The organism is Nesterenkonia halophila, assembly GCF_009467795.1.
GTDB lineage: Bacteria > Actinomycetota > Actinomycetes > Actinomycetales > Micrococcaceae > Nesterenkonia > Nesterenkonia halobia.
In genome coordinates, this window is the sequence record NZ_WIAX01000013.1 from 218946 (window position 1) to 239507 (window position 20562).

Below are 20562 nucleotides of genomic sequence, written 5' to 3' on the forward strand. Positions count from 1 at the left end.
CCGCACATCGGGCCCTTCCCCGGCGGACAGCCGGGCACTGTCCGTCGGGGAAGGGCCCGACCTGTCGTCCTCGTCAGCGAGCTGCTCAGGTGAGCTGAGCGATCAGCTCCTCCACCAGAGCATCCTGGCTCTGCTCGCTGGTGTCGAGGGTGATGTCCGCGCGCCGCGGCGCCTCGTAGGGGGCGCTGATCCCGGTGAAGTTCTGCAGGTTCCCCTCGCGGGCCTGCTTATAGAGACCCTTCGGGTCACGCCGTTCGCAGACCTCCAGCGGGGTGTCGACGAAGACCTCGACGAAGTCGCCGTCGTCGAAGAGCTCGCGGGCGGCGTCGCGGTCCCGGCGGTACGGCGAGACGAAGGCGGTCATCACGATGACGCCGGCCTCGGCGAACAGCCGGGCGACCTCGGCCACGCGGCGGATGTTCTCCTCGCGGTCGGCCTCGGCCATGCCCAGGTCCTTGCACAGCCCCTGGCGCACATTGTCGCCGTCCAGGATCATCGTGCGGTACCCGCGCCGCTGCAGCTCGACCTCCAGCGCGTTGGCCAGCGTGGACTTGCCGGATCCGGAGAGGCCGGTGAACCAGATGCAGCGGCCGCCGTGACCGTTGGTCTGTTCGCGCATCTGCCGCGTGACGGCTGTGCGATGCCAGACCACCTGGGCCTTGGACTCGTGCTGCCGGTACTCGTACGGCGAGTCCTGAGAGACGACCTCGCGGATCATGCCGGCGCCGACGGTGACGTTGGTCAGCCGGTCGATGATGATGAAGCTGCCGGTGCCCGGGTTGCCGCGATACATGTCCATCGGGACCTCGCCGGTGAGCTCCACCTGGCACCGAGCGATGGCGTTGAGCTCCATCGCCTCGGCGTCCTGGTGGTCCAGCGTGTTGACGTCCACCTGGTACTCGATGGACTCCACCGTCCCGGAGATCTCCTGGGTGGCCAGCTTGAAGTCGTAGAGCTTCCCCGGCTGCATCGTGTTCTCGTGCATCCACACGATGTCGGCGGCGAAGGTGTTCGACGACGCGACGTCGTCCTCGGCCGCCACCAGCCAGTCGCCGCGGGAGATGTCGATCTCGTCGGTCAGCGTGACCGTGACGGCGTCGCCGGGGAATGCGGCCTCGAGGTCGCCGTCCCAGGTGACCACCCGGTCCACTGTAGAGATCTTGCCCGACGGCGCGGTCTTGACCTGCTGGCCGGGCTTCAGGATGCCGGAGGTCAGCGTCCCGGTGTAGCCGCGGAAGTCGAGGTTCGGCCGGTTGACGTACTGCACCGGCAGCCGCAGGTCCTCAAGGTTCTGGTCGTGGACGACCTCCACAGTCTCGAGGTGCTTCAGCAGCGGGGTGCCCTCGAACCACGGAGTGTTCTCGCTCGGGTTGACGACGTTGTCGCCCTCCAGCGCCGAGATGGGCACGAAGGTGATGTCCTGCGCGTGCAGGTTGGTGGCGAACTCCCGGTAGTCGGAGACGATCTGGTCGAAGCGCTCCTGGGAGTAGTCCATCAGGTCCATCTTGTTCACCGCGACGACCAGGTGGTCGATGCCCAGCAGATCGCAGATGTAGCTGTGGCGGCGGGTCTGGGTGACCACGCCGTGCCGGGCGTCCACCAGGATGACCGCCAGCGAGGCGGTCGAGGCGCCGGTGGCCATGTTCCGGGTGTACTGCTCGTGCCCGGGGGTGTCGGCGATGATGAACTTGCGCTTGTCGGTGGAGAAGTAGCGGTAGGCGACATCGATGGTGATGCCCTGCTCGCGCTCCGACTGCAACCCGTCGACGAGCAACGCCAGGTCGACCCGGTCACCCTGGGTTCCCGAGTTCTTCGACGCGGCGGTGACGGCGGCGAGCTGGTCCTCGTAGATCATCTGCGAGTCGTGCAGCAGCCGACCGATGAGCGTGGACTTGCCGTCGTCGACGCTGCCACAGGTGATGAACCGCAGGAGGTCCTTGTTCTCATGCTCGGCGAGGTAGGCCTCGATGTCCTCGGCGATCAGTGGGGACTGGTGCGACATTTAGAAATAACCCTCTCGCTTCTTCTTCTCCATCGAACCGGCCTGGTCGTGGTCGATGGCGCGCCCCGACCGCTCGGAGGTGGTGGTCAGCAGCATCTCCTGGATGATCTCCGGCAGCGTCTGCGCGTGGGACTCCACCGCACCGGTCAGCGGATAGCAGCCCAGCGTGCGGAACCGCACCCACTTCTCCTCGGGCTCCTCGCCCGGCTCCAGCGGCATGCGCTCGTCGTCGACCATGATGTCGATGCCGTCGCGCTCCACGATCGGCCGCGGCGCCGAGTAGTACAGCGGCACGATCGGGATGTCCTCGAGGTAGATGTACTGCCAGATGTCGAGCTCGGTCCAGTTGCTCAGCGGGAACGCCCGGATCGACTCGCCCTTGGTGAGCTTGGAGTTGTAGATGTTCCACAGCTCGGGGCGCTGGCTCTTCGGATCCCAGCGGTGGTACTTGTCCCGGAAGGAGAAGACCCGCTCCTTGGCCCGCGAGGCCTCCTCGTCGCGACGCGCGCCGCCGAAGGCGGCGTCGAAGCCGTGCAGCGACAGCGCCTGCTTCAGCGCCTGAGTCTTCATGATGTCGGTGTACTTGGCCGAGCCGTGGTCGAAGGGGTTGATGCCGGCCTGGCGCCCCTCCTCGTTGGTGTGGGTGATGAGCTCCATCCCCACTTCGGCGGCCATCCGGTCGCGGAACTCGATCATCTCCCGGAACTTCCAGGTGGTGTCGATGTGCATCAGCGGGAAGGGCGGGGGCCCCGGGTAGAACGCCTTCCTCGCCAGATGCAGCATCACCGAGGAGTCCTTGCCGATGCTGTAGAGCATCACCGGGTTGGCGAACTCCGCCGCCACCTCACGGATGATGTGGATGGATTCGGCTTCGAGCTGCTTCAGATGCGTCCGGCGCTCGGGCGTGACCGGCGTCTCTGCGGTGGTCGCTGTCATTTTCCCTACCTTAGCTGTTCTCCGGTGCGATGCTCAGTGTACTGACGAGCGCGTCCTCCCAGACCCGGTCCCGCGCCGAGGCGACGATGAAGCTCGGGTTGAGCACCGACTCCTGCTGGTTGCAGCGCAGCGGCTCCAGCGTGTCCGCGCGGAGCACCTCGCCGCCGGCGGCGGTGACCACCGCCTGCGCCGCGGCCGTGTCCCACTCCGAGGTCGGCGCCAGCCGCGGGTAGAGGTCCGCCTCGCCCTCGGCCACCAGGCAGAGCTTCAGCGAGGACCCCATCGAAACGCGCTCGTGCTCGGGCAGCTGAGCCACGAAGGCTTCGAACTCCTCCGAGCCGTGCGAGCGCGACCCCACGATCTTCCAGGGGCCGTCGCCGGGGCCGGGCAGCGGCCGCACGGCGATGGAGGTCGGCGCGGCGTCCTCGTCGCCGTCGAGCCGCACGGAGCCGGTCCCGGCCTGGCCGATCCAGGTCTGGGAGAGCACCGGGGCGTGGACGATGCCGAAGATCGGCTCGCCGTCCTCGACGAGCGCGACGTTGAGCGTGAACTCGCCGTTCTTCTTGATGAACTCCTTGGTCCCGTCCAGCGGGTCGATCAGCCAGTAGCGCGACCAGCCGCGGCGCTCCTCCCACGGGACGTCGCCCGATTCCTCGGAGAGGACCGGCACGTCCGGGGTCACCTCCTCCACCAGCGCGGTCAGCGCCCGGTGGGCGGCCATGTCGGCCTGGGTGAGCGGAGAGGCGTCGTCCTTGTACTCGACGTCGACGTCCTTCTCATAGATCTCCAGGACGCGACGCCCGGCCTCGTGCACGCCTGCGATCAGGCGGCGGCGGGTCGCGTCGTCGATGAACGACATGCAGTCGGATCCTCCAATGTGGTCGGACAGGGGCGGCCAGACATCGTCGTGGATGGTGGCGAGCGGTCAGAACGACCAGACCATCGGCACCAGGCCGACGACCACGATACCTGTGAGCAGGCTCATCGGGGCGCCGATCCGGACATAGTCGGTGAACCGGTACCCGCCGGGTCCCAGCACCATGAGGTTCGTCTGGTATCCCAGCGGCGTCATGAAGCTGGCCGAGGCGGCGAACATGATGGCGATGACGAAGGGCATGGAGCTGACGTCGAGCTGCTCGGCCACGGCGACGGCGATGGGGAACATGAGCACGGCCGCGGCGTTGTTGGTGATCATCTCGGTGAAGATGACCGTCAGGGCATAGACGATGAGCAGCGCCAGCCACGGCGATCCCGCATCCGCGAGCAGCAGCCATTCGGCGATCTGCTGCGCGGCGCCGGTCTGCGTCATGGCCGCCCCCAGGGCGAAGGCGGCGGCGATGACGATGAGGACGGTCAGGTCGATCGCGCGCCGGGCCTTGCCGATGGGCACGCAGCGGGTGGCCAGCAGCAGCAGGGCCGCCATCAGCGCGGCCTCGAGGATGGAGACCAGGCCCGTGGCGCTGGCGGCGACCATCGCCGCGAGGATGCTCAGCGCCAGCGGCGCCTTCCGGAAGTTCGGCGGGGCCGCATCGTTCAACGCGCTGACCAGCAGGAAGTCCTTGCGGTGCCGGTACTGGCCGACGAAGTCGTCGCCGGCCTCCATCAGCAGCGTGTCGCCGACCTGGAAGGAGATGTCGCCGAGCTTGCCGGTGAGCCGCTCGCCGCCGCGGGAGACCGAGAGCACCACGGCCTGATAGCGCGAACGGAAGCGCGACTCGCGGATCGTGCGCCCCAGTGCCGGGAAGTCCGGGCCGACGATGGCCTCGACGATCCGCCGGCGCGAATGCCGGATGTCGAGTTTATGGACGTCCCCCTCCGCCGGGGCCAGGCCCTGGATCCGACGGAGCTCATGCGCGCAGTCAGGAGCTCCGATGAAGACCAGAGCATCGTCCTCGTACAGCGTCGTGTCCGGCGAGACCGCGGTGAGCACCTCGCCGTCGCGGTGGACCTCGGCGAGATAGCCGTGATTGAGGTGACGCAGCCCGGCGGCGGTGATCGTCCGGCCCACCAGCGGGCCGCCCGGCTCGACGAGGGCATCGACGGCGTACTCGCGGGCGGCCTCCAGCTGCTCGAACGCCCCCTGCCGGTCCGGCAGCAGCCGGCTGGCGAAGAAGAACAGGTAGGTCGCCCCCACCAGGACCAGCGGCACGCCGACCCAGGTCATGTCGAACATGGCCAGCTGGACGCCCTGCTGGGAGTCCAGCATCCCGGCGACCACCAGGTTGGTGCTGGTGCCGATGAGCGTGCAGGTGCCGCCGACGATGCCCGCGTAGCTCAGCGGGATCATCAGCTTCGAGGGAGCGATCCGGAGGCGGCCCGCCCACTCCTGCACGGCGGGGATGAACATGGCGACCACGGCGGTGTTGTTCATGAAGGCGCTCATCGCCGCCGTCGGCCCGAGCAGCCGCAGCTGGGCGGCGCGCGTGCCGGTGGGATGTCCGAGGATCCGACGGGCCATCCATTGGATCGCGCCGGACTCCTTGAGGCCGGCGGCGACGATGTACAGCGTCGCGATGGTCAGCACCCCGGTGTTGCTGAAACCGGCCAGCGCGTCCTGCGGCGAGAGGATGCCGGAGACCACGAGGAACGTCACCGCGGTCATGAGGACCACGTCCGGGGCCAGCCGAGTGAGGGCCAGCGTGGCGAGGACTCCGACCACCGTCAACAGGGCCAGAACGGCTTCGAACGACATCGGGGGACGATTCCTCCAGGTCACGGTGAGAACGGCATCACGCTACCAGCGGGCACAGCCGTTCCCGGGCCGGACCCGCGGCGGCGCTCACCGTTCGAGCTGCAGGGCGCCGACGATCCGGTCCGCGCACCCCGGGAGCTCGGCCGGCAGAGATCCGTCCTCGGCGACGACGCTGTCCAGATGACGACGGCGCCACGACCGGTAGTCCAGCTCGCGGGGCGTCACGGCGTGCCGCACGGCGTCCTCGGCGGTGACCACGATCGGCCCCGGCGCCTCGGCCTCATAGTCCAGCGGAATGCCCCGGCCGGAGCGGAACTCCTCGAGGTCATAGGCGAAGAAGATCGTCGGGATGTCTCGCAGCGCGGCCTCGTAGACGATGGAGGAATAGTCGGTGATGACCGCGTCGGCCGCAGCGAGCCAGTCGAGCACGCCGATGCCCCCTCCGTCGACAGTCTGCTCCCCTCCCGGGACGCGGGACCGGTCATGCGGGTGGCGCAGGAGCACCAGCGTGTCCTGCCCGTCGGCCTGCTCGCGGAACGCCTCGGCCAGCTGTCCATAGGGGATGCCGCCGAGCCGACGAGATGTGGGGGCATAGAGCACGATGCGGCCCTCGGCCAGCCGCGGATGACGCCGCACGACGCGCTCCCGGGCGGCGTCCATCCGCTCGCCGTCCAGCAGGTAGTCGACACGGGCCATCCCGTAGGGACGGATGGTCTCAGGGGCCGCGCGGAAGGCCCGGGAGAAGACTTCCGACGGCACACGGCCGGACGAGCAGAGGAAGGTGTAGTTGTCATGCATGCGCATCACCTCGGCGACCTTCGGATCCGGCCCGTCGGCGGTCCCCTCCGTCAAGTACGCGAAGTTCTTGAAACCGCCCATCGCATGCCAGAGCTGCCCCACCGGCAGGCCGCGCCGGTGGCGGAGCACGCTGACCGGCACGATGTAGCCGTCGACGAGGATCGCCCGACAGGTGGCCAGGTGATACATCTCGCGCAGCGCCGCGACGACGTACCCGGAGGCGAACTTCTTGTGCTCCAGGACGGCGATCCGATGGTCCGGGTGGCGGGCTCGGAGCGACTCGCGGAGCAGGGCGAAGTCCGCCTCCATCCGATTCAGGTCCCGGGTCATGAGCACGACCTTGCGCTGGACGGGCAGCAGCTTCAGCCCGGAATAGACGGCGCGCGCTCCCCATACCAGCACACTCAGCGCGTGCGGCATCATGCGGTTCACGGTCCCATCCCCCCAGAGCAGCACTCGCCCATCAGTCGGATGATGAGTCGGTCGGCTCGTCACTGCTGGCACATACCGGGGCTACCCTAACGCACCCTGCAGACACGGTGAGCGGCGCGGAGTCCGGGAACTCGTCCGGGCGATGCGGAAGCATCCGCCCGGACGGCTCTACACTGGGCACGCACTCCTCCCGCCCCCGAGAGGTTCTATGCGCCCCTCCCGCCCCTCGGCGATGCCGTGGCTGCTCTCCGTCCTGGTCACGCCCGCTCTCGTCCTGCCGCAGACCGGGGCGACCGCCCCGCCCTCGCCGGCGGAGGAGGCCCGGGAGGAGCCGCTGGTGTGCACCCCCTCGTCGGACGCCACGTCCTATGACACGGATTCGTCACAACGCTGGAGGGTGGCCGACCGCTCAGTCGTGGATCCCTCCATCTGGTCCGGCCATCAGGTGTCGCAGGACATGGTCGTCGACGGGCCGGCGACCTATGTGGGGTATTACGACGCCGACCGACACCTGACCGTCGGCTACCGCCCGGCGCCGGGGCATCCGTGGGAGACCCGCCGACTGTCCGGCGCCGCCGCCGTCGTCGGCTGGGACAGTCACAACGGCATCGACCTGGCGGTCGACTCCGCCGGAGATCTCCACGTCGCGGCGAACATGCACCTGGACGACCTGCGCTACTGGCGCACCAGCTCACCGGGGGACCTCGATTCGCTCGAGCGCGTGGAGACCATGGTCTCGCCCGACCGGGAGGATCAGGTGACCTACCCGGCCTTCCGGCGCGCCGACGACGGCACGCTGATCTTCGATCATCGGAACGGCGGCGCCGGCGACGGGACCCAGTTCTTCAGCGTCTACGATCCCGATCGGCGCAGCTGGTCCTCCCTCGTGGACGGTCCGCTCTTCGACGGCGGATCATCGCGCGACGGTGAAGACTACAGCGCCTATCACCGGATCACCGAGGAGCCGAACAGCGACGGCTACTACGAGATGACCTGGGTCTGGCGCCGGACCCCGGACGCGGCGACGAACTCGCGCCTGTCCTATGCGCGCAGCACGGACCTCGAGCACTGGGAGACCGCCTCGGGGAAGCCCCTGGACCTCCCCCTCCGCCGGGACGCCGCCGGCGTGGTGGTGGACGACGTTCCGGAGCACGGCGGTCTCCTCAACGGGGCCGAGCGAGTCGCCGAGGACTCCTCCGGACGTCCGGTGGTCGTCTATCCGCGGCTCGACGACGCCGGGGACCATCAGCTGTTCGGCGCCCGTCCGTCGGCCGACGGATGGGAGACGCAGAGGCTCACGCGCTGGACGGGCAGCATGGACCTCGAGGGAGAGGGCACCCTCTCGACCCCATTGCACCTGAGCGACGTCGAGTCGCAGTCCGACGGGAGCATCCGGGCAGACTTCCGGTGCTCGGGCCCGGAGAAGCGTGCCCGCTCCCTGATCCTGGACGGCCGCTCGCTGAAGCCGGTGGCGGAGACGGCCATCCCGTCGAACGGCTACCCCGCGGAGATCACCCGGCGACGGGAGACCACACCCCCGGCCGATCATGGGGTGCTGGAGGTCGTCGAGCCGGCCGACGACGAGAGGCGCGCCATGTTCTGGCAGTCCCGGGGCAGCAACGGGGACCGGCCGTTCCAGCAGACGCCGTCTCCGCTGCCGCTGCGCGTCTACACGCTGGAACCGCAGACCGCCGCCTCTCCGCCGCGGCAGCTGCAGGCGGAGCCCTCGTCACAGGGCCTCCGCCTCACCTGGCGCGCCCCGACGGACGACGGCGGCTCCCCCATCACCGGCTACCGCATCGAGACCTCGCGGGACGGCGGCATGACCTGGCGACGCGCCGACCACGTCGACAGCACCGCCGCCCGGATCGATCCCGAGCGCGCGGACGGTCCGGAGGACCTGACCATGCGCGTCACGGCGACGAATCGGAACGGCGCGGGAGACGGCGCCACCGTCGTGGCCTCGGTGCCGGGCACGATGGCCGCAGTCGAAGCCTCGGGCGCCGCCGACGTCGACGGCGCTCGGAATACCTGGGTCCCGACGGCGGCAGGCGGCGGCATCCTCCTCCTGCTCGCGCTGGCCGTCCGACGTCGTCGGCCGGCCCGTTCCCGTCGTCGACGCTACAGGCCGCGCTCGCGATAGGTCTCGTCCAGAGCCTTCACCAGCTGGTAGCAGAGATCGTCCAGCTCACTGTCCGCCGCCTCCTGCGGCCGCCAGTCCTCGACGGGCTTGGAACGGAAGGCCTCCGGGTCCGTCCATCGCCGGTCCGACGTGATGCGGTCCATGTAGGGCGCTCGCACGTGCTTCTCCAGGAGCGGTCTCTGCTCGCCCATGAAGTCGATGATCCGCTCGACCTCATCCATGGGCACCACCCAGGGCGGCCTCCCGCCCGGCAACGACCTGCTGAGGATGAAGTCGAAGCGCGGCCGATGGGGCTCCGGCCGCAGATCCGGATGCCGCTGGTACAGCCTCAGGACCTCCCCGGGCAGGCTCGCGTTCGCTCTCTCGACCTGCTCGGCCCGTTGCCGGATGGAGTAGATGTCGCAGAAGTCGCCGACGATGTCTCCGCTCAGCGGGACGACGTCGACGCTGTCGACCAGGCCGGCGTACTTCTCGGCGAATTCTCCCCACCGCATCTGGGTGTCCAGGAACTTCCCGGTGTAGTCCGACAGCGTCGACGAGGACCAGGCGCCCCACTGCCACCAGGCCGAGTTGACCAGATCGACGGGGGACCGCACCCATGCGACGAACTCCACGCGCACGTCGTCCGGGACGCAGCCCAGCAGCAGGTGCGCGCCCTCGCTGGTGTGGAAGTACGACTCGTTCGAGATCACGAGGAAATCGTGGTCCTCGTAGTACTGCCCGAGACGCCGCCGCAGCAGCTCGGGGAACGAGTCTCCGAAGGTCCCGAGGTTAGAGAAGATCGGGGAGGACTTCGCCCCGGAGAGGCTGTCCTCGGCCCGTTTCCGCAGTGACTCGCCCAGCACCAGACCGTTGCGGCGGAGGACCGCATAACGCCCGACGCCGATCTGGTCGGAACGCATCAGCCCGGCACGAGGCAGCCAGGTCTGCAGGGCGCTGCTGCCGCACTTTCCCGCCCCACCGTGGATGATCAGTCGTTTGACCACGCTTCTCCTTCGTTCGACCTGGGCGCTCATCCCTCGCCGACGGACACGGTGGACTCGGCATCGTCGGTCGCTGCGAGCCCCGCCAGGTGGTCCGACGGGTTCAGCCCCAGCTCCCGCACGACATCGAGGTACGACGCAGCGATGCTCCGCCTCCGCGCATCGAGGACCGCCGGATCGCTGTCGAAGACGACCGTCTGGAAGACATCCTTGAGATCCTCGAGGCGCCGCACCTCGTTCATCTGGTGCAGGGACGCCGAGGGGATGGCCATGGTCTCGGTCAGCTCCTTGACGCGGAGGTCGTGGACGACAGGCATGGCGGGGACGGAGGCCTGGATTCCCATCATGTTCCCGTGGATACGGGAACCGACCACGCCGCTGCACTTGGCCATGTACGCGATCCACTCGTCGACGCGGGAGAAGGCCTGCGCGCGTGAACGGAGCAGCTCCTCGAACTTCTTGACGTCCATGCCGGCGATGTAGGAGTTCAGATGCGCGAGCTGCTGTCGGTTGACCCGCTCGTCGAAGCCGAGGCCCCACTGCAGCACCGCCGGCTGCATCTGCCCGACGTAGTCGGCCCCCCGGTACCGCACATACTCGAAGAGGAGCTTCTCGACCTTGTCATGCATCGGCGTCCGAGCCGACTGGCCGTAGATCCCCTCAGTGATCGCGAGACGGTCCAGGACCGAGTTCCGGCTTCCCTTCTCGATGATGGTGGTCCACAGCGCAGGATCGGCGTTGATCAGGTACGAGGGGCAGCCGAGCGCCACGACGTTGTCGATCCCGTACCGGGACAGGACCTCCTTGGTGAACTCGCCCCGCACGAGGATAGCGGGCGTGCGCGCCGCCACTTCCTGGAGGAACGTCACCGTGCCCGAGGGGATCTCGGGGAAGTCGGACGGCGTCATGTCCATCTTCGCCTGGGAGCCCACTCCGCAGAGCAGGACCGGCTTGTCGACCTTGCGGACGAAATGGGCCTGCTGGCCGTAGTCGATCTGGGGATTCACCAGATTCGCCTCGGGCAGCACCATGACGTCGACGTTGTCCCGCACCCACGCGGGATCCGACGAATAGGTGAGATACACGACCTCGTCGGCGAAGAGCTTCCGCGCCCCGTACTTGAAGGCGAGGTTGCCGGTATTGATGCTGGTGACCTGGATCAGCTCGTCATAGCTGAGGCCGACCCGGTCGGTCACCCCGTTGTAGTCCTGCAGTCCCGTCGCGTCGTAGACGAAATATCCAACACGCATTGTCACTTCCTAGCCTCTGGTCTCGGTCGTCTGACTGTACTGGCCGATCATCGGCGGGCCCGCCTAGACCAGCTTCGGCCGCCCCGAGGCCTCGTCCATGTAGCGCTTCGACGCGTCCCAGGCGCCGTCGATGTACCGCTCCTTGGAGGCGAGGAAGGCCGCCAGCTCGCTCTCGCGCAGGCCGCTCCGGGCCGCCGCATGGGTCGCCTGCTCGGCTTCGTGCTGCTTCGCATGGACGACCTCCTTGGCATTCCGGAACCGCAGGAGGCCGAAGTTCTGGTAGAGCGCCGCGGCCTCCTCCGTGCCCCGCTTATAGGCCAGCTCCGGATCCTGCGTGTAGTCATGCGAATGGATGACCTGCGACGAAGGCGCATAGGCACGCGAGTAGCCCATCGTCAGCAACTTCCGCGCGATCGCCTGGTCCTCGGCGAAGGGCACCGGCGGGAAGCCGTGCTCGCGCAGCAGGTCCCCGCGATATCCGGCGTTGTTGTCGCTGTTGAAGCAGACGGTCGCCACGAAGTACGGGTCGTTGTCGAACCGCTCGGCGACATCCTTGCGCTCCATCACGTAGCCCAGACCGCGCAGTCCGTTGAAGTGCTGCTTCAGCTCGACGTCGTACAGCTCATGGTGCTCCGAGTAGGCGCGGTGGCTGCCGAAGGAGTAGCCGCAGCTGGGCAGCATCGCGATGGGTGCGATCAGCGACTCGAGCCAGTACTCGTGCGCCGGGATGGCATCCTGCGTGATGTAGGCGTAGTAGTCCGTCTCCAGCAGGCGAGCCGCCTCGGTCCGCGCCGGACCGTGGGAGAAGGTCCGGGCGTCGATCGGGTGGACCTTCGCCAGTCCGCGCCGCTCGACCTCGGCCACGACCGGCGCGACCTCGCCGTCGAGCCGCGAGTCGATGATCTGCAGCTCCACGTCGAACGACGTCAGCTGGCCGTGGACCGCCTCGACGACCTCCCTGAATTCCTCCCCGGGGTAATAGGTCGGGATCACCACGCCGACGCTCCGTCGACGCGGGGCCGGCTCGCGCTGCTCCTCGGCGACCAGGAAGTTCTCCTCCATCCACGCGCCGATCTTCTCGAACTCGCCCTCCCAGGAGAGCGAGCGCGCGAAGCTGTGGTACGCCCCGCGGAGCTCGTCGAAGGACTCCTGCGTCAGCCGACGCGCCTGCTCGGCGACGAACCGGACGATCCCCTCCGCGGACGGCTCCACGGAGTGGGCGCCGCGGGCGTCCGTCGTCTCCCGCGTCGACTCCGACGCCGGCTGCACGACGACGGTGCCGGCCGCGGCGAGCTCCACCGGCATGATCGAGTAGTTGGTGGCCGATGCGACGAGCCCGAATCGCGACTTCTGGAACAGCTCCGCCATCTCGGCCGGAGAGATGACCCCGGCGTTCACCACTTTGTCGCCGAGCGGATAGGCCGGGTGGTCGTCGCCGAAGACGACCACCTCGCCCAGGCCCAGCTCGGCGAGCTTGTTGGCGGCGTCGGCCATCATCTCGGAGGCCCGTCGCGCCGAGTGGCCGCGGACGTAGACCGCGGCGAGCACGTCGCGCTCGGCGAGCGGCAGGTCGCGCTGGGAGAACATCGGCTCCGCGCACAGCTCGAAGCTCGTGTGCATGCCGCCGTAGGGCTCGACGAGCTGCTCGAGCCACGGCCCGGCGCAGATGAAGTCCAGCCCGAGGCGGTAGGTCCACTCGGCCCGGAGAGCGTCAGCGCCGGCGGGGAGGAACAGCGACTCGCGGTCCTGCACGAAGTACAGGCGCGCATTGGCGTTCTTGTTCTCCGTGGTCAAGTACGCCGTGTCCCAGGAGCTCGCCACGAGGACCTCGCCCGCCACCTCATGGAAGCCGTCCTCGAACCGACGGAAGGAGATCGGGCTGATCGGGAAATGCCCGATGAACTCGGCGTAGAGGTCGTCGATCTGCGAGACGGTCTTCTCTCCGGGGATCCAGAACACCGACTCCCAGCCCAGGCGAGCCAGCGTGCGCGCCGCACGGAACATGGTGGTGTGACCGCCTCCGCCCTTGCTGAAGGCGGGGACGACCCAGTTGATCCGCCGGCGACCGACGCGGACGGAGGAGAGCACCTCGGTGGTCTCCAGATCGACCTCGGACTCCAGGACCTCGGCGGGTGTCTGCACGTCGATCCAGTCCTGCCCGGTCCAGTGGCCGACCCAGGCCACTGCGGAGGCCAGCCGGGCCCGCTGCATGCCGGCGGCGACTTCCCGGGACGGCAGATGCCCCAGGAGGATGCCGATGGACAGGAAGTGCGCGAGCGCCGTGCCGTCCCAGCCCTGGAGCTCGGTCGCATACCGCTCGCGATAGTAGCCGGGGTCGAAGAAGCGGGACGGCTGCGTGCCCTCGCGCTCCCCGTTCAGCTGGTAATGCAGCACGAAGTCGAAGTCGTCGCCCGCCTTCGTGAGATCGGGCCGCCGATTCCGATAGTGGACCGCGTCGAAGTCGAAGAACTGCCGCGCGGCGTGCAGCGCCGCGCGGCTGTGGAGCGTGCGCCCACGCTCCGTCGCCGCCGTCGGCGAGGTGATCTCGCGGCCCTCGAGGTGCCCGAACTGGCGATAGTGCTTCACCGGGTGGACGCGCTTCGCCGCCACATCGCCGAAGCGCTTCCAGTAGTCGATCGGGGAGAAGTTCTGGTTGGGGGCCAGCAGGTTCTGCCGCCCCACCCGGCTGTAGTGGTTCCGTGCCTCGTCGGGGCCGCTCAGACGGTGGACCTCGGCGTACCACTCCGCATCCAGCTCGACGATCTCGTCGACCCCGGCCCCGCTGGAGATGCCGGTGGCCGGCGCCGTATAGGGGCGGTCCTCGTCCAGCCCGTGCGTCAGCAGGTGGAGCGTGATCAGCCAACGTCCCCAGGTCTGCGGGATGTCCGCGTTGAGGTCGCGATACTGCCGCCAGTCGAAGGTGGGCGGGACGTCGGCGGGGTCCACGTTCTTCGACTCGGCCAGCGACTCGAAGGTCGGATGCCGCTCGGCCGCTCCGCCCTTCTCCCTCCAGTGCGCCTCCGCCTCGGCGGCGTTCAGCCCGCGGGCGTCCTCGTACCAGGAGGTGTAGAAGTCACTGTCGAAGTGCGGGGTGTTCACCAGTCGTTCTCCCTTGATCCAGAGGTGTCGGACGAGTTGCTGCGAGCGGCGGGCGGGCAGACCTGTTCCGAGGGCGTCGCACAGGACGGGCGCTGGAGCCTCCGACGACCCTCCGGGCCGGACGGAACATGCCGATCCCGGAGTGCAGGACGTCGCCGCCGGGTGTTCCCCTCGCGCCCGGACGGGCTTCCGAGACGCGGCGACATGGACTGCGCCGCGCTGCACAGGTTCTGCCGCTGGCGCAGTCTACCTGCGCCCGGCGCCCTACCCGCCGGTACCCGGTGGCGCGCCTCCGCGAGGTCCTCAGGTCTCGGTTCATCGGGTCGATTCATCGGCGCGGCTCACTGCTCCGGGATCTGCGGCATGAATCGTTCGATCGTCTGGCCGATGACCACATCCGGCCGGACACGCTCGATCTCGTCCCAGTCGAACTCCGCCTGCCAGCGCATCCGGAACTCGGCGAAGAGGTGCTTCGCCCACCATCCGAGATGCTCGGAGTCCTCGCCCGGGCCGAAGGACGAGCTGCCGAATGCCATCGCGCTCTTCGGCGACGCAGCCGTGCTGTTCTTGAAGTCGAACCACAGGCCGCGATGCCGCCCGGACCCGACCTCGCCGCGGGCGGTCATCCTGGCGGCCTCTGCGTACGGCTGGAAGTCCCGGTCGTCTGCCACTGTGACCTGCTCGTAGAACGGCAGCGTGCCGAAATACTTGGAGAGGTCCCCGCGCCGAGCCTGGGTGGTGCTCATCGGCACGCGCTCGACGACTGCGCGCAGGCGCGGCTCGACGGCGGCGAAGAGACCTGCCGCCACCTTCTGGGTGCCCTGCGGCGAGAGATGCGTGTCGGTGGCGAAGAAGCCCGAGCGCTTGGGCTTCATCTGTTCGAGCGTCGGACGCACGTTCACCCACCACGGCTCGCTGCGCAGCGCGGAGCTGACCTCCCGGAGGAGCGGAGTGGGGCCGCTCACCGGGACCGGCGCCAGGTCGCGGAGGATGCTCAGCTTCTCCGGCAGGATCGTCTGGACGTAGGTGATGCCCAGCTCGGCGCACCGCTCAGCGCGCCTCTGGAGGAGCTCGACCCACTGGGCGGAGAGCTCTCGCACGTCCTCGCGATCCATCCGATACTGCTCCGTCAGGCTGTTCGATCCCCCGGTGAGGAACATGACGCCGTCATGGCCCAAGACGGCCGGGTCCGCCGAATACCCCACCGGCAGATGGACCGGAGAGAAGTCCTCCGGGCGGGGGTGACCCACACGCTGCGGATGGTCCGTGCCGCCGGCGCCTCCCCGGGCGGCCTTGTTCTCCAGCTCCTGGCGGGCCTTGTCCGCGCAGACGACCCGAAAGCCGTCGGTGGGACTGAGGATCGTCCGACGCCGCCCGGCCACCGCTACCAGGCGGACCTTCTCCGCGACGAAGGCGAGTGCCGAATACCGTCGGGGAAGATCCAGCTCGAAGGGTACCGCTTCGGGGACGGCGCGCTGCAGCGTCGTGTCCGTGCCCTGCGGCGTGATCGTCATCAGCGTCCTGCCGTCATGGACCAGCTCCACGTACTCAGCATGCGCCGCCCAGCCGGACGCCGTCGCCTGGGCGAAATCGATGCGGAAGTAGCCGTACGGCTGGTCGGCGGCCTGTGTGTCCGACGCGTGCTGTTCGGCCGTCGGGTGGTCAGTCGTCATGGGTCACCATCTGCTCGGTCTGTCGGGCGGCACGCGACCGGCGGACGTCCTCCACCAGTCGGCGTGCTCGGGCGTCGAAGCTGTGCTGCTCCCGCACCATGGCGGAGAGCTCCTCGCGGGCCTGCTGCGGGTAGAACTCCTCCGGATCCCTGTCCAAGATCTGCAGCAGCTCCCGCGGCGCGGTGAAGACGGCCAGGCGGTCGCCGAAGACCTCCTCCAGCCCCACGACGTCGTCGGTGACCAGGCGCCCGCCGGCGGCCAGCACGTCGAAGATCCGGTTGGAGAGGAAGCCCTCGTCGCGCATCTGCGGCCAGTGGTCGTTGAGCACCCACCGCGCCGAGGCGTAGTAACGGGCCAGCTGCTCGTTCGGCAGCGTCTCGCCGGCGATGACCTCCTCGGGAACCTGCGATTCCCAGTCCTTCCCCCAGATGCTCAGCGGCACTCCCGCATGGGCGGCGTGCCAGGCGGCGGGCCGGTACTGACGGCGCGAGTTGCCCACCATCAGCGCCCGGCTCTCCAGCTCGGGGATCAGCTCCTCGTCGAGGTGGAAGCGCCGCGCGTCGGTGCACTGCAGCAGCGGCTCGACGGCGACGCCCCACTGTTCGCCGGCCGTCCGCGCCCACGGCATGCTCGCCGCATAGCGCAGGTCGTACTTCTCCAGCTCCTTGGCCGAGACCTGCTCCGGATGACTGATGACCCACAGCAGACTCGTGGCATTCGCCGGCAGCGGCACGTCGCGCAGCCCGCGGAGATTCAGCACCACATCCTCGAAGTCCGTGGTGCCGCGCAGCGCGTTCTCCTGGTAATCCACGTGCACCTGCTGCCCCAGGCGGCGCAGCGCGTCGGCGAGCGAGTTCGCGTAGTGGAAGTCGCCCCAGTTCGCCGCCTCCGCAGAGGCGGGCGCTCCGGTGCGGATCGCCCAGCGCAGCTGCTCCGGACGCTCGGCGACCTGCACCGTGCCCGAGGGCACCCAGGTAGCATCCGTCCAGCGCGCGGCGTCGGCGGGGAAGGACTGGGCGGTGTACTGCGAGTAGAGCGCCTCCGCCCCGACGGCGGCCAGCGCCTGTTCACTGCCCGACGGCGGCGTCGGCCAGAGCTCGGCGAAAGTCCGCACGTCGTCGGGGTGCCGGTTGCCGTGGCCGGCCCAGCCGCGCCGCTCCGTCCGCACGGTGACCTCAGTCTGTGTGCGCACCGGCAGTTCGACGGCCCGCGCCAGCTTCTGCGAGAGATCGATGTCCGTCCAGAGGCCGGCCAGCTGCGTCGACAGCCCGCGGACGGAGAGCAGATCCCGGGTCCGCGCCAGCAGCGGGAACGGCGCTCCGGGCACGGTGATCACCTGGCCCGAGTCCAGGATGGTCGTCGGCATCCCGGCCAGCAGCGGCACCGGGTCGCGTCCGTGCCGGGGATACACGACGCCGGCGTCCTCGACGAGCAGCGTGCGGCCCAGCACCGTCGGATGCACCGCTGCCGAGCCGTCGAGCGCCGTCCGCAGCTCGTCCAGCCCGCCGGACTGCACCGCGGGGGCGGCGCCGGCGTCGACGATCAGCGTCTGCGCGCCGCGGGCCTGCCGCAGCGCGGCGTTGACGTAGCTGGGACGGTCGCCGCGCAGTCCGGCCGGCAGCACGCGCACCTCGGCATCGGAGAGCTCCAGGGCGCGGCACTGGGCGAGCAGCGCGGCGTCATGGGTCCGCGGGGTCAGGAGGAACTCGACGCGGCACGACGGCGAGCCGGCCAGCATCCCGGTGATGAACTCCGCCGCCTCGGAGACGTCGGCGACATCGTCGAGGACGACGGTGACCAGATCCTCGTCCAGCGACGGTGCGGGCTCGGCCTCGAACTCCCGCCAAGCCTGCCGGTCGCCGACGTGGAAGTTCCACGCCTTCGACTCGAACTCGCTGATCCGGTGCGGGTCCGAGTCCGCCTCGCTGTACCGGACGCCGACGAACGGCACCTGATGCATCTCCGCGGCCGTCGAGAGCTTCAGCACGAGGTCATAGTCGACGGCGCGACGCAGGCCCTCGTCGAAGCCGCCGACCTCGTCGAGGATCCCGCGGACGGCGACGATCGCCGTCTGGTCCACGGAGTTGCCGATCCGCAGCGACTCGCGCGTCGGTGGGACGGCGCGGAGCACGGGCTCACCGCCCATGGTCACCTCGCAGGCGGCGAAGCCGACCTGGTGGCCCTCGGTGACGAGCACGGCCAGCATCGTGCGCAGGAACTCGGGATCCCATTCCTTGTCCGAGTCGAGGAAGGCCACGTACTCGCCCCGGGCGGCGGCCAGGCCCTGGTTGCGCGCGCGGCTGACGCCTCCGTGGTCCAGGCCGATGTACCGGACCCTCTCGTCGCGTGCGGCGAGGGAACGCGCCACGGACTCGGTGTCGTCGGTCGAGCCGTCGTCGACGACCAGCAGCTCCCAGCGGGTGTAGGTCTGGCGCTGGACCGACTCGACGGCCGCGCGCAGCACGGAAGCACGGTTCCACGTCGGCAGGATGACGGAGGCCAGCGGCGCCTCGCCCCGGTCCTCGACAGGGCGGAAGTCCTCGCGCGCCGCGTCGAGCTCCGGCGTCGTCCCGGGCATCTCCGAGGCGCCGACCAGGGGATCGTGCCGTCGGGCCGCCTCGGCGTGGTCGGACTGGGCGGCGGCGACCCTGCCGCGCAGAGCCTGCAGCGTGACCTCCTCGCCGAAGAGCTCGGGATCGACCGGCACCACGCTCTCCGCCGCGGCCCCGGCGAGGAAGTGGTCCAGCAGGCTCTCCTCTTCGGGCAGTCCGACGCCGGCGGCGGCGAGCCGACTCCGGCACTCCTCCGCGGAGAAGAGCCCGGCGGCGAGCACCTCGCGCAGCAGCGTCTCCTCGTCCGGCATCTCCTCGGCCTCGCCGGGCCGCCGTGGGCTGCCCGGGCCCGAGCCGGCGCCGCCGGCCCCGGAGGAGCGGGGCGGGCGGGCGATGCTCGTGATCCGGCGCCGCAGCGAGCGCTGAGCGCGCAGCTGGACGGCGACGGCGACCAGCCACAGTCCGGCCGTGCCGATCCAGGCCACGGCCTGGGCGCCGAGCAGACCGGCGACCAGCACCGCGGCCCAGAGGAGGAGCCCGACGGCGGCGCCGCGCCAGGCGTCGCGCCCGGACTGCGGCGCCGTCGTCATGCCCGAGACCTTCCGGCCGGCCGCGCGGGCGGTCTCGCGGCGCACCCGGGTGCGCAGCTCGGCCAGCAGCTGCCGGGCCCGGGTCCAGAACTGCGTCTGCAGCCCCAGCGTCGCCAGCGCGAAGGTGCTCATCAGCACCGGCATCGCCCGCTGCGCGTCGAGGACCGCGGCGAGGACCACCAGCCCGGCGAGCGCCGCCGCTGCCACGGCGAGGAGTCGTCCCCTCTGCTCACGCATGCCGCGCCTCCTCACGCGCCGGCGCCGGGGCGCCGGTCGCCGTCGTCGCCTCGTCCAGCAGGTATCCGATGCGCTTCCTCCGCAGCTCCTGGCGGGTGACCGGAAGGTTCTTCTCTCCGGGGCGGACCGGGTAGTTCTCCCGCGTGGCGTCCAGGAACTCGCGGACTTCGCCGAAGTGCTCCGGCTCGCGCGCGACGCAGGCGGCGAGGAGGTCGTCGGCGCCCAGCGCGTAGGGGTCGAAGCGCAGCGTGTCGAACTTCAGCAGCGGCAGTCGGGAGTCGTCGAGGATCCGGTCGGCGAAGGCGACCGCCGGATTCCACGGCTTCCCGTCCAGGTTGAAGCGGTGGACGTCGGCGATCACCTTGCTCGGATCCTGCAGATCCAGCCGGTGGGTGGTGAACCAGTGATAGCGGCGCCGTGCCAGGGCCTCCTCCTCCGCCGTGGGCTGGAAGTAGGCGCCCAGCGAGAAGCCGGCGGCCGCCATGGCGCGGGAGAAGCCGACCTCGTAGCGCTGGATCACCGCCATGCGATCCGAGACCGGCTCGAGGTCCTTCCAGAACCGTCGGAAGGCCTGCGACCCGGCCACGAAGCCGTTGACCAGCATGAAGAAGCTCTGCACATGGCCGCCGTGATGGTGGGAGTAGGTCATCCCCATGACGTCCACGGCGCGGGCCTGCGGGCTGTCGAAGATCTCGGCCGTCGGCACGGTGGGGCCGACGAAGGTGTCGTTGCAGATCAGGATCTGGCTGTACTGCCCGAGATCCCCGGCCACGTCCAGGCCCCATTTATAGCTGTAGAAGTCGTAGCCGAAGTTCTCCCGGGTCACGAACTCCACGCTCGGCGGCAGCTGCGCCGCGGCGTCCTCGGCGCCGGAGGTGGAGACGACGATGACCCGGTCGGCGGCGGCGGAATAGTCCTGCACGGCCCGCAGCGTGTGCGGGCGCAGGCGGCGCTGCACGTCGAAAAGCGCCATCACGACCAGGCGACTCATCGGCCGGCTCCTCCGCCGCCGTCGACAGCTCCCGCGGAGCCCGCCGCACGCCTCGTCCCCTGGGTCGTCACTGCGGAGCCCCTCTCTCGCTCGTCTCGCTCTGTCGCCTGCAGTCGTGTCCGTGCCGCCGGTCAGTGTACCGGCCGTCGACGACGGCCCCGCGCCCGCCGCCGCGCGAGATGCG

The 20562-nt window shown here is 69.6% G+C and carries 12 protein-coding genes; 1 reads left to right on the forward strand and 11 read right to left on the reverse strand.

The window, feature by feature from the left end; all coding sequences use genetic code 11:
• Nucleotides 1–85: 85 nt before the first annotated feature.
• From cysN to GCL72_RS07835, 5 genes are all read right to left on the reverse strand, one after another.
• Nucleotides 86–2002 carry a sulfate adenylyltransferase subunit CysN gene (cysN, locus tag GCL72_RS07815; protein ID WP_153144138.1) on the reverse strand — a complete coding sequence of 639 codons (1917 nt, stop codon included), beginning with the start codon at nucleotides 2000–2002 and terminating at the stop codon, nucleotides 86–88.
• Nucleotides 2003–2938 carry a sulfate adenylyltransferase subunit CysD gene (cysD, locus tag GCL72_RS07820; RefSeq protein WP_153144139.1) on the reverse strand — a complete coding sequence of 312 codons (936 nt, stop codon included), beginning with the start codon at nucleotides 2936–2938 and terminating at the stop codon, nucleotides 2003–2005.
• Between the two features lie 10 nt (nucleotides 2939–2948).
• Nucleotides 2949–3797 carry a 3'(2'),5'-bisphosphate nucleotidase CysQ gene (cysQ, locus tag GCL72_RS07825; RefSeq protein ID WP_153144140.1) on the reverse strand — a complete coding sequence of 283 codons (849 nt, stop codon included), beginning with the start codon at nucleotides 3795–3797 and terminating at the stop codon, nucleotides 2949–2951.
• Nucleotides 3798–3863: 66 nt separating this feature from the next.
• Nucleotides 3864–5630: an SLC13 family permease gene (locus tag GCL72_RS07830; RefSeq protein WP_153144141.1), complete on the reverse strand. Its 1767-nt coding sequence runs from the start codon at nucleotides 5628–5630 to the stop codon at nucleotides 3864–3866.
• 87 nt (nucleotides 5631–5717) lie between these two features.
• Nucleotides 5718–6851, reverse strand: a complete 1134-nt coding sequence (locus GCL72_RS07835; RefSeq protein ID WP_246161091.1) for a CDP-glycerol glycerophosphotransferase family protein — start codon at nucleotides 6849–6851, stop codon at nucleotides 5718–5720.
• Between the two features lie 217 nt (nucleotides 6852–7068).
• On the opposite strand from GCL72_RS07835, the gene GCL72_RS07840 reads away from it, so the two are divergent.
• Nucleotides 7069–9003, forward strand: a complete 1935-nt coding sequence (locus tag GCL72_RS07840) for a BNR-4 repeat-containing protein (protein ID WP_170289591.1) — start codon at nucleotides 7069–7071, stop codon at nucleotides 9001–9003.
• Here GCL72_RS07840 and GCL72_RS07845 read toward each other — a convergent pair.
• The 6 genes from GCL72_RS07845 to GCL72_RS07870 form a co-directional block, all read right to left on the reverse strand.
• Complete coding sequence (locus GCL72_RS07845; RefSeq protein ID WP_153144144.1) at nucleotides 8982–9989, reverse strand: hypothetical protein; 1008 nt, start codon at nucleotides 9987–9989, stop codon at nucleotides 8982–8984. The genes GCL72_RS07840 and GCL72_RS07845 overlap by 22 nt on opposite strands.
• A gap of 26 nt (nucleotides 9990–10015) precedes the next feature.
• Complete coding sequence (locus GCL72_RS07850; RefSeq protein WP_153144145.1) at nucleotides 10016–11236, reverse strand: polysaccharide pyruvyl transferase family protein; 1221 nt, start codon at nucleotides 11234–11236, stop codon at nucleotides 10016–10018.
• A 63-nt stretch (nucleotides 11237–11299) separates the two neighbouring features.
• The gene (locus GCL72_RS07855) at nucleotides 11300–14335 is read right to left on the reverse strand and encodes a rhamnosyltransferase WsaF family glycosyltransferase (protein ID WP_153144146.1); all 3036 of its coding nucleotides are present in this window, start codon (nucleotides 14333–14335) and stop codon (nucleotides 11300–11302) included.
• Between the two features lie 341 nt (nucleotides 14336–14676).
• Complete coding sequence (locus GCL72_RS07860; RefSeq protein WP_153144147.1) at nucleotides 14677–16008, reverse strand: alginate O-acetyltransferase AlgX-related protein; 1332 nt, start codon at nucleotides 16006–16008, stop codon at nucleotides 14677–14679.
• Complete coding sequence (locus tag GCL72_RS07865) at nucleotides 15998–19387, reverse strand: glycosyltransferase (protein WP_153144148.1); 3390 nt, start codon at nucleotides 19385–19387, stop codon at nucleotides 15998–16000. The genes GCL72_RS07860 and GCL72_RS07865 overlap by 11 nt, the downstream gene beginning before the upstream one ends.
• On the reverse strand, nucleotides 19380–20378 hold the full coding sequence (locus GCL72_RS07870; protein ID WP_153144149.1) for a rhamnan synthesis F family protein: 999 nt from the start codon (nucleotides 20376–20378) through the stop codon (nucleotides 19380–19382). Before GCL72_RS07870 ends, GCL72_RS07865 begins: the two co-directional genes overlap by 8 nt.
• Nucleotides 20379–20562: the final 184 nt, after the last annotated feature.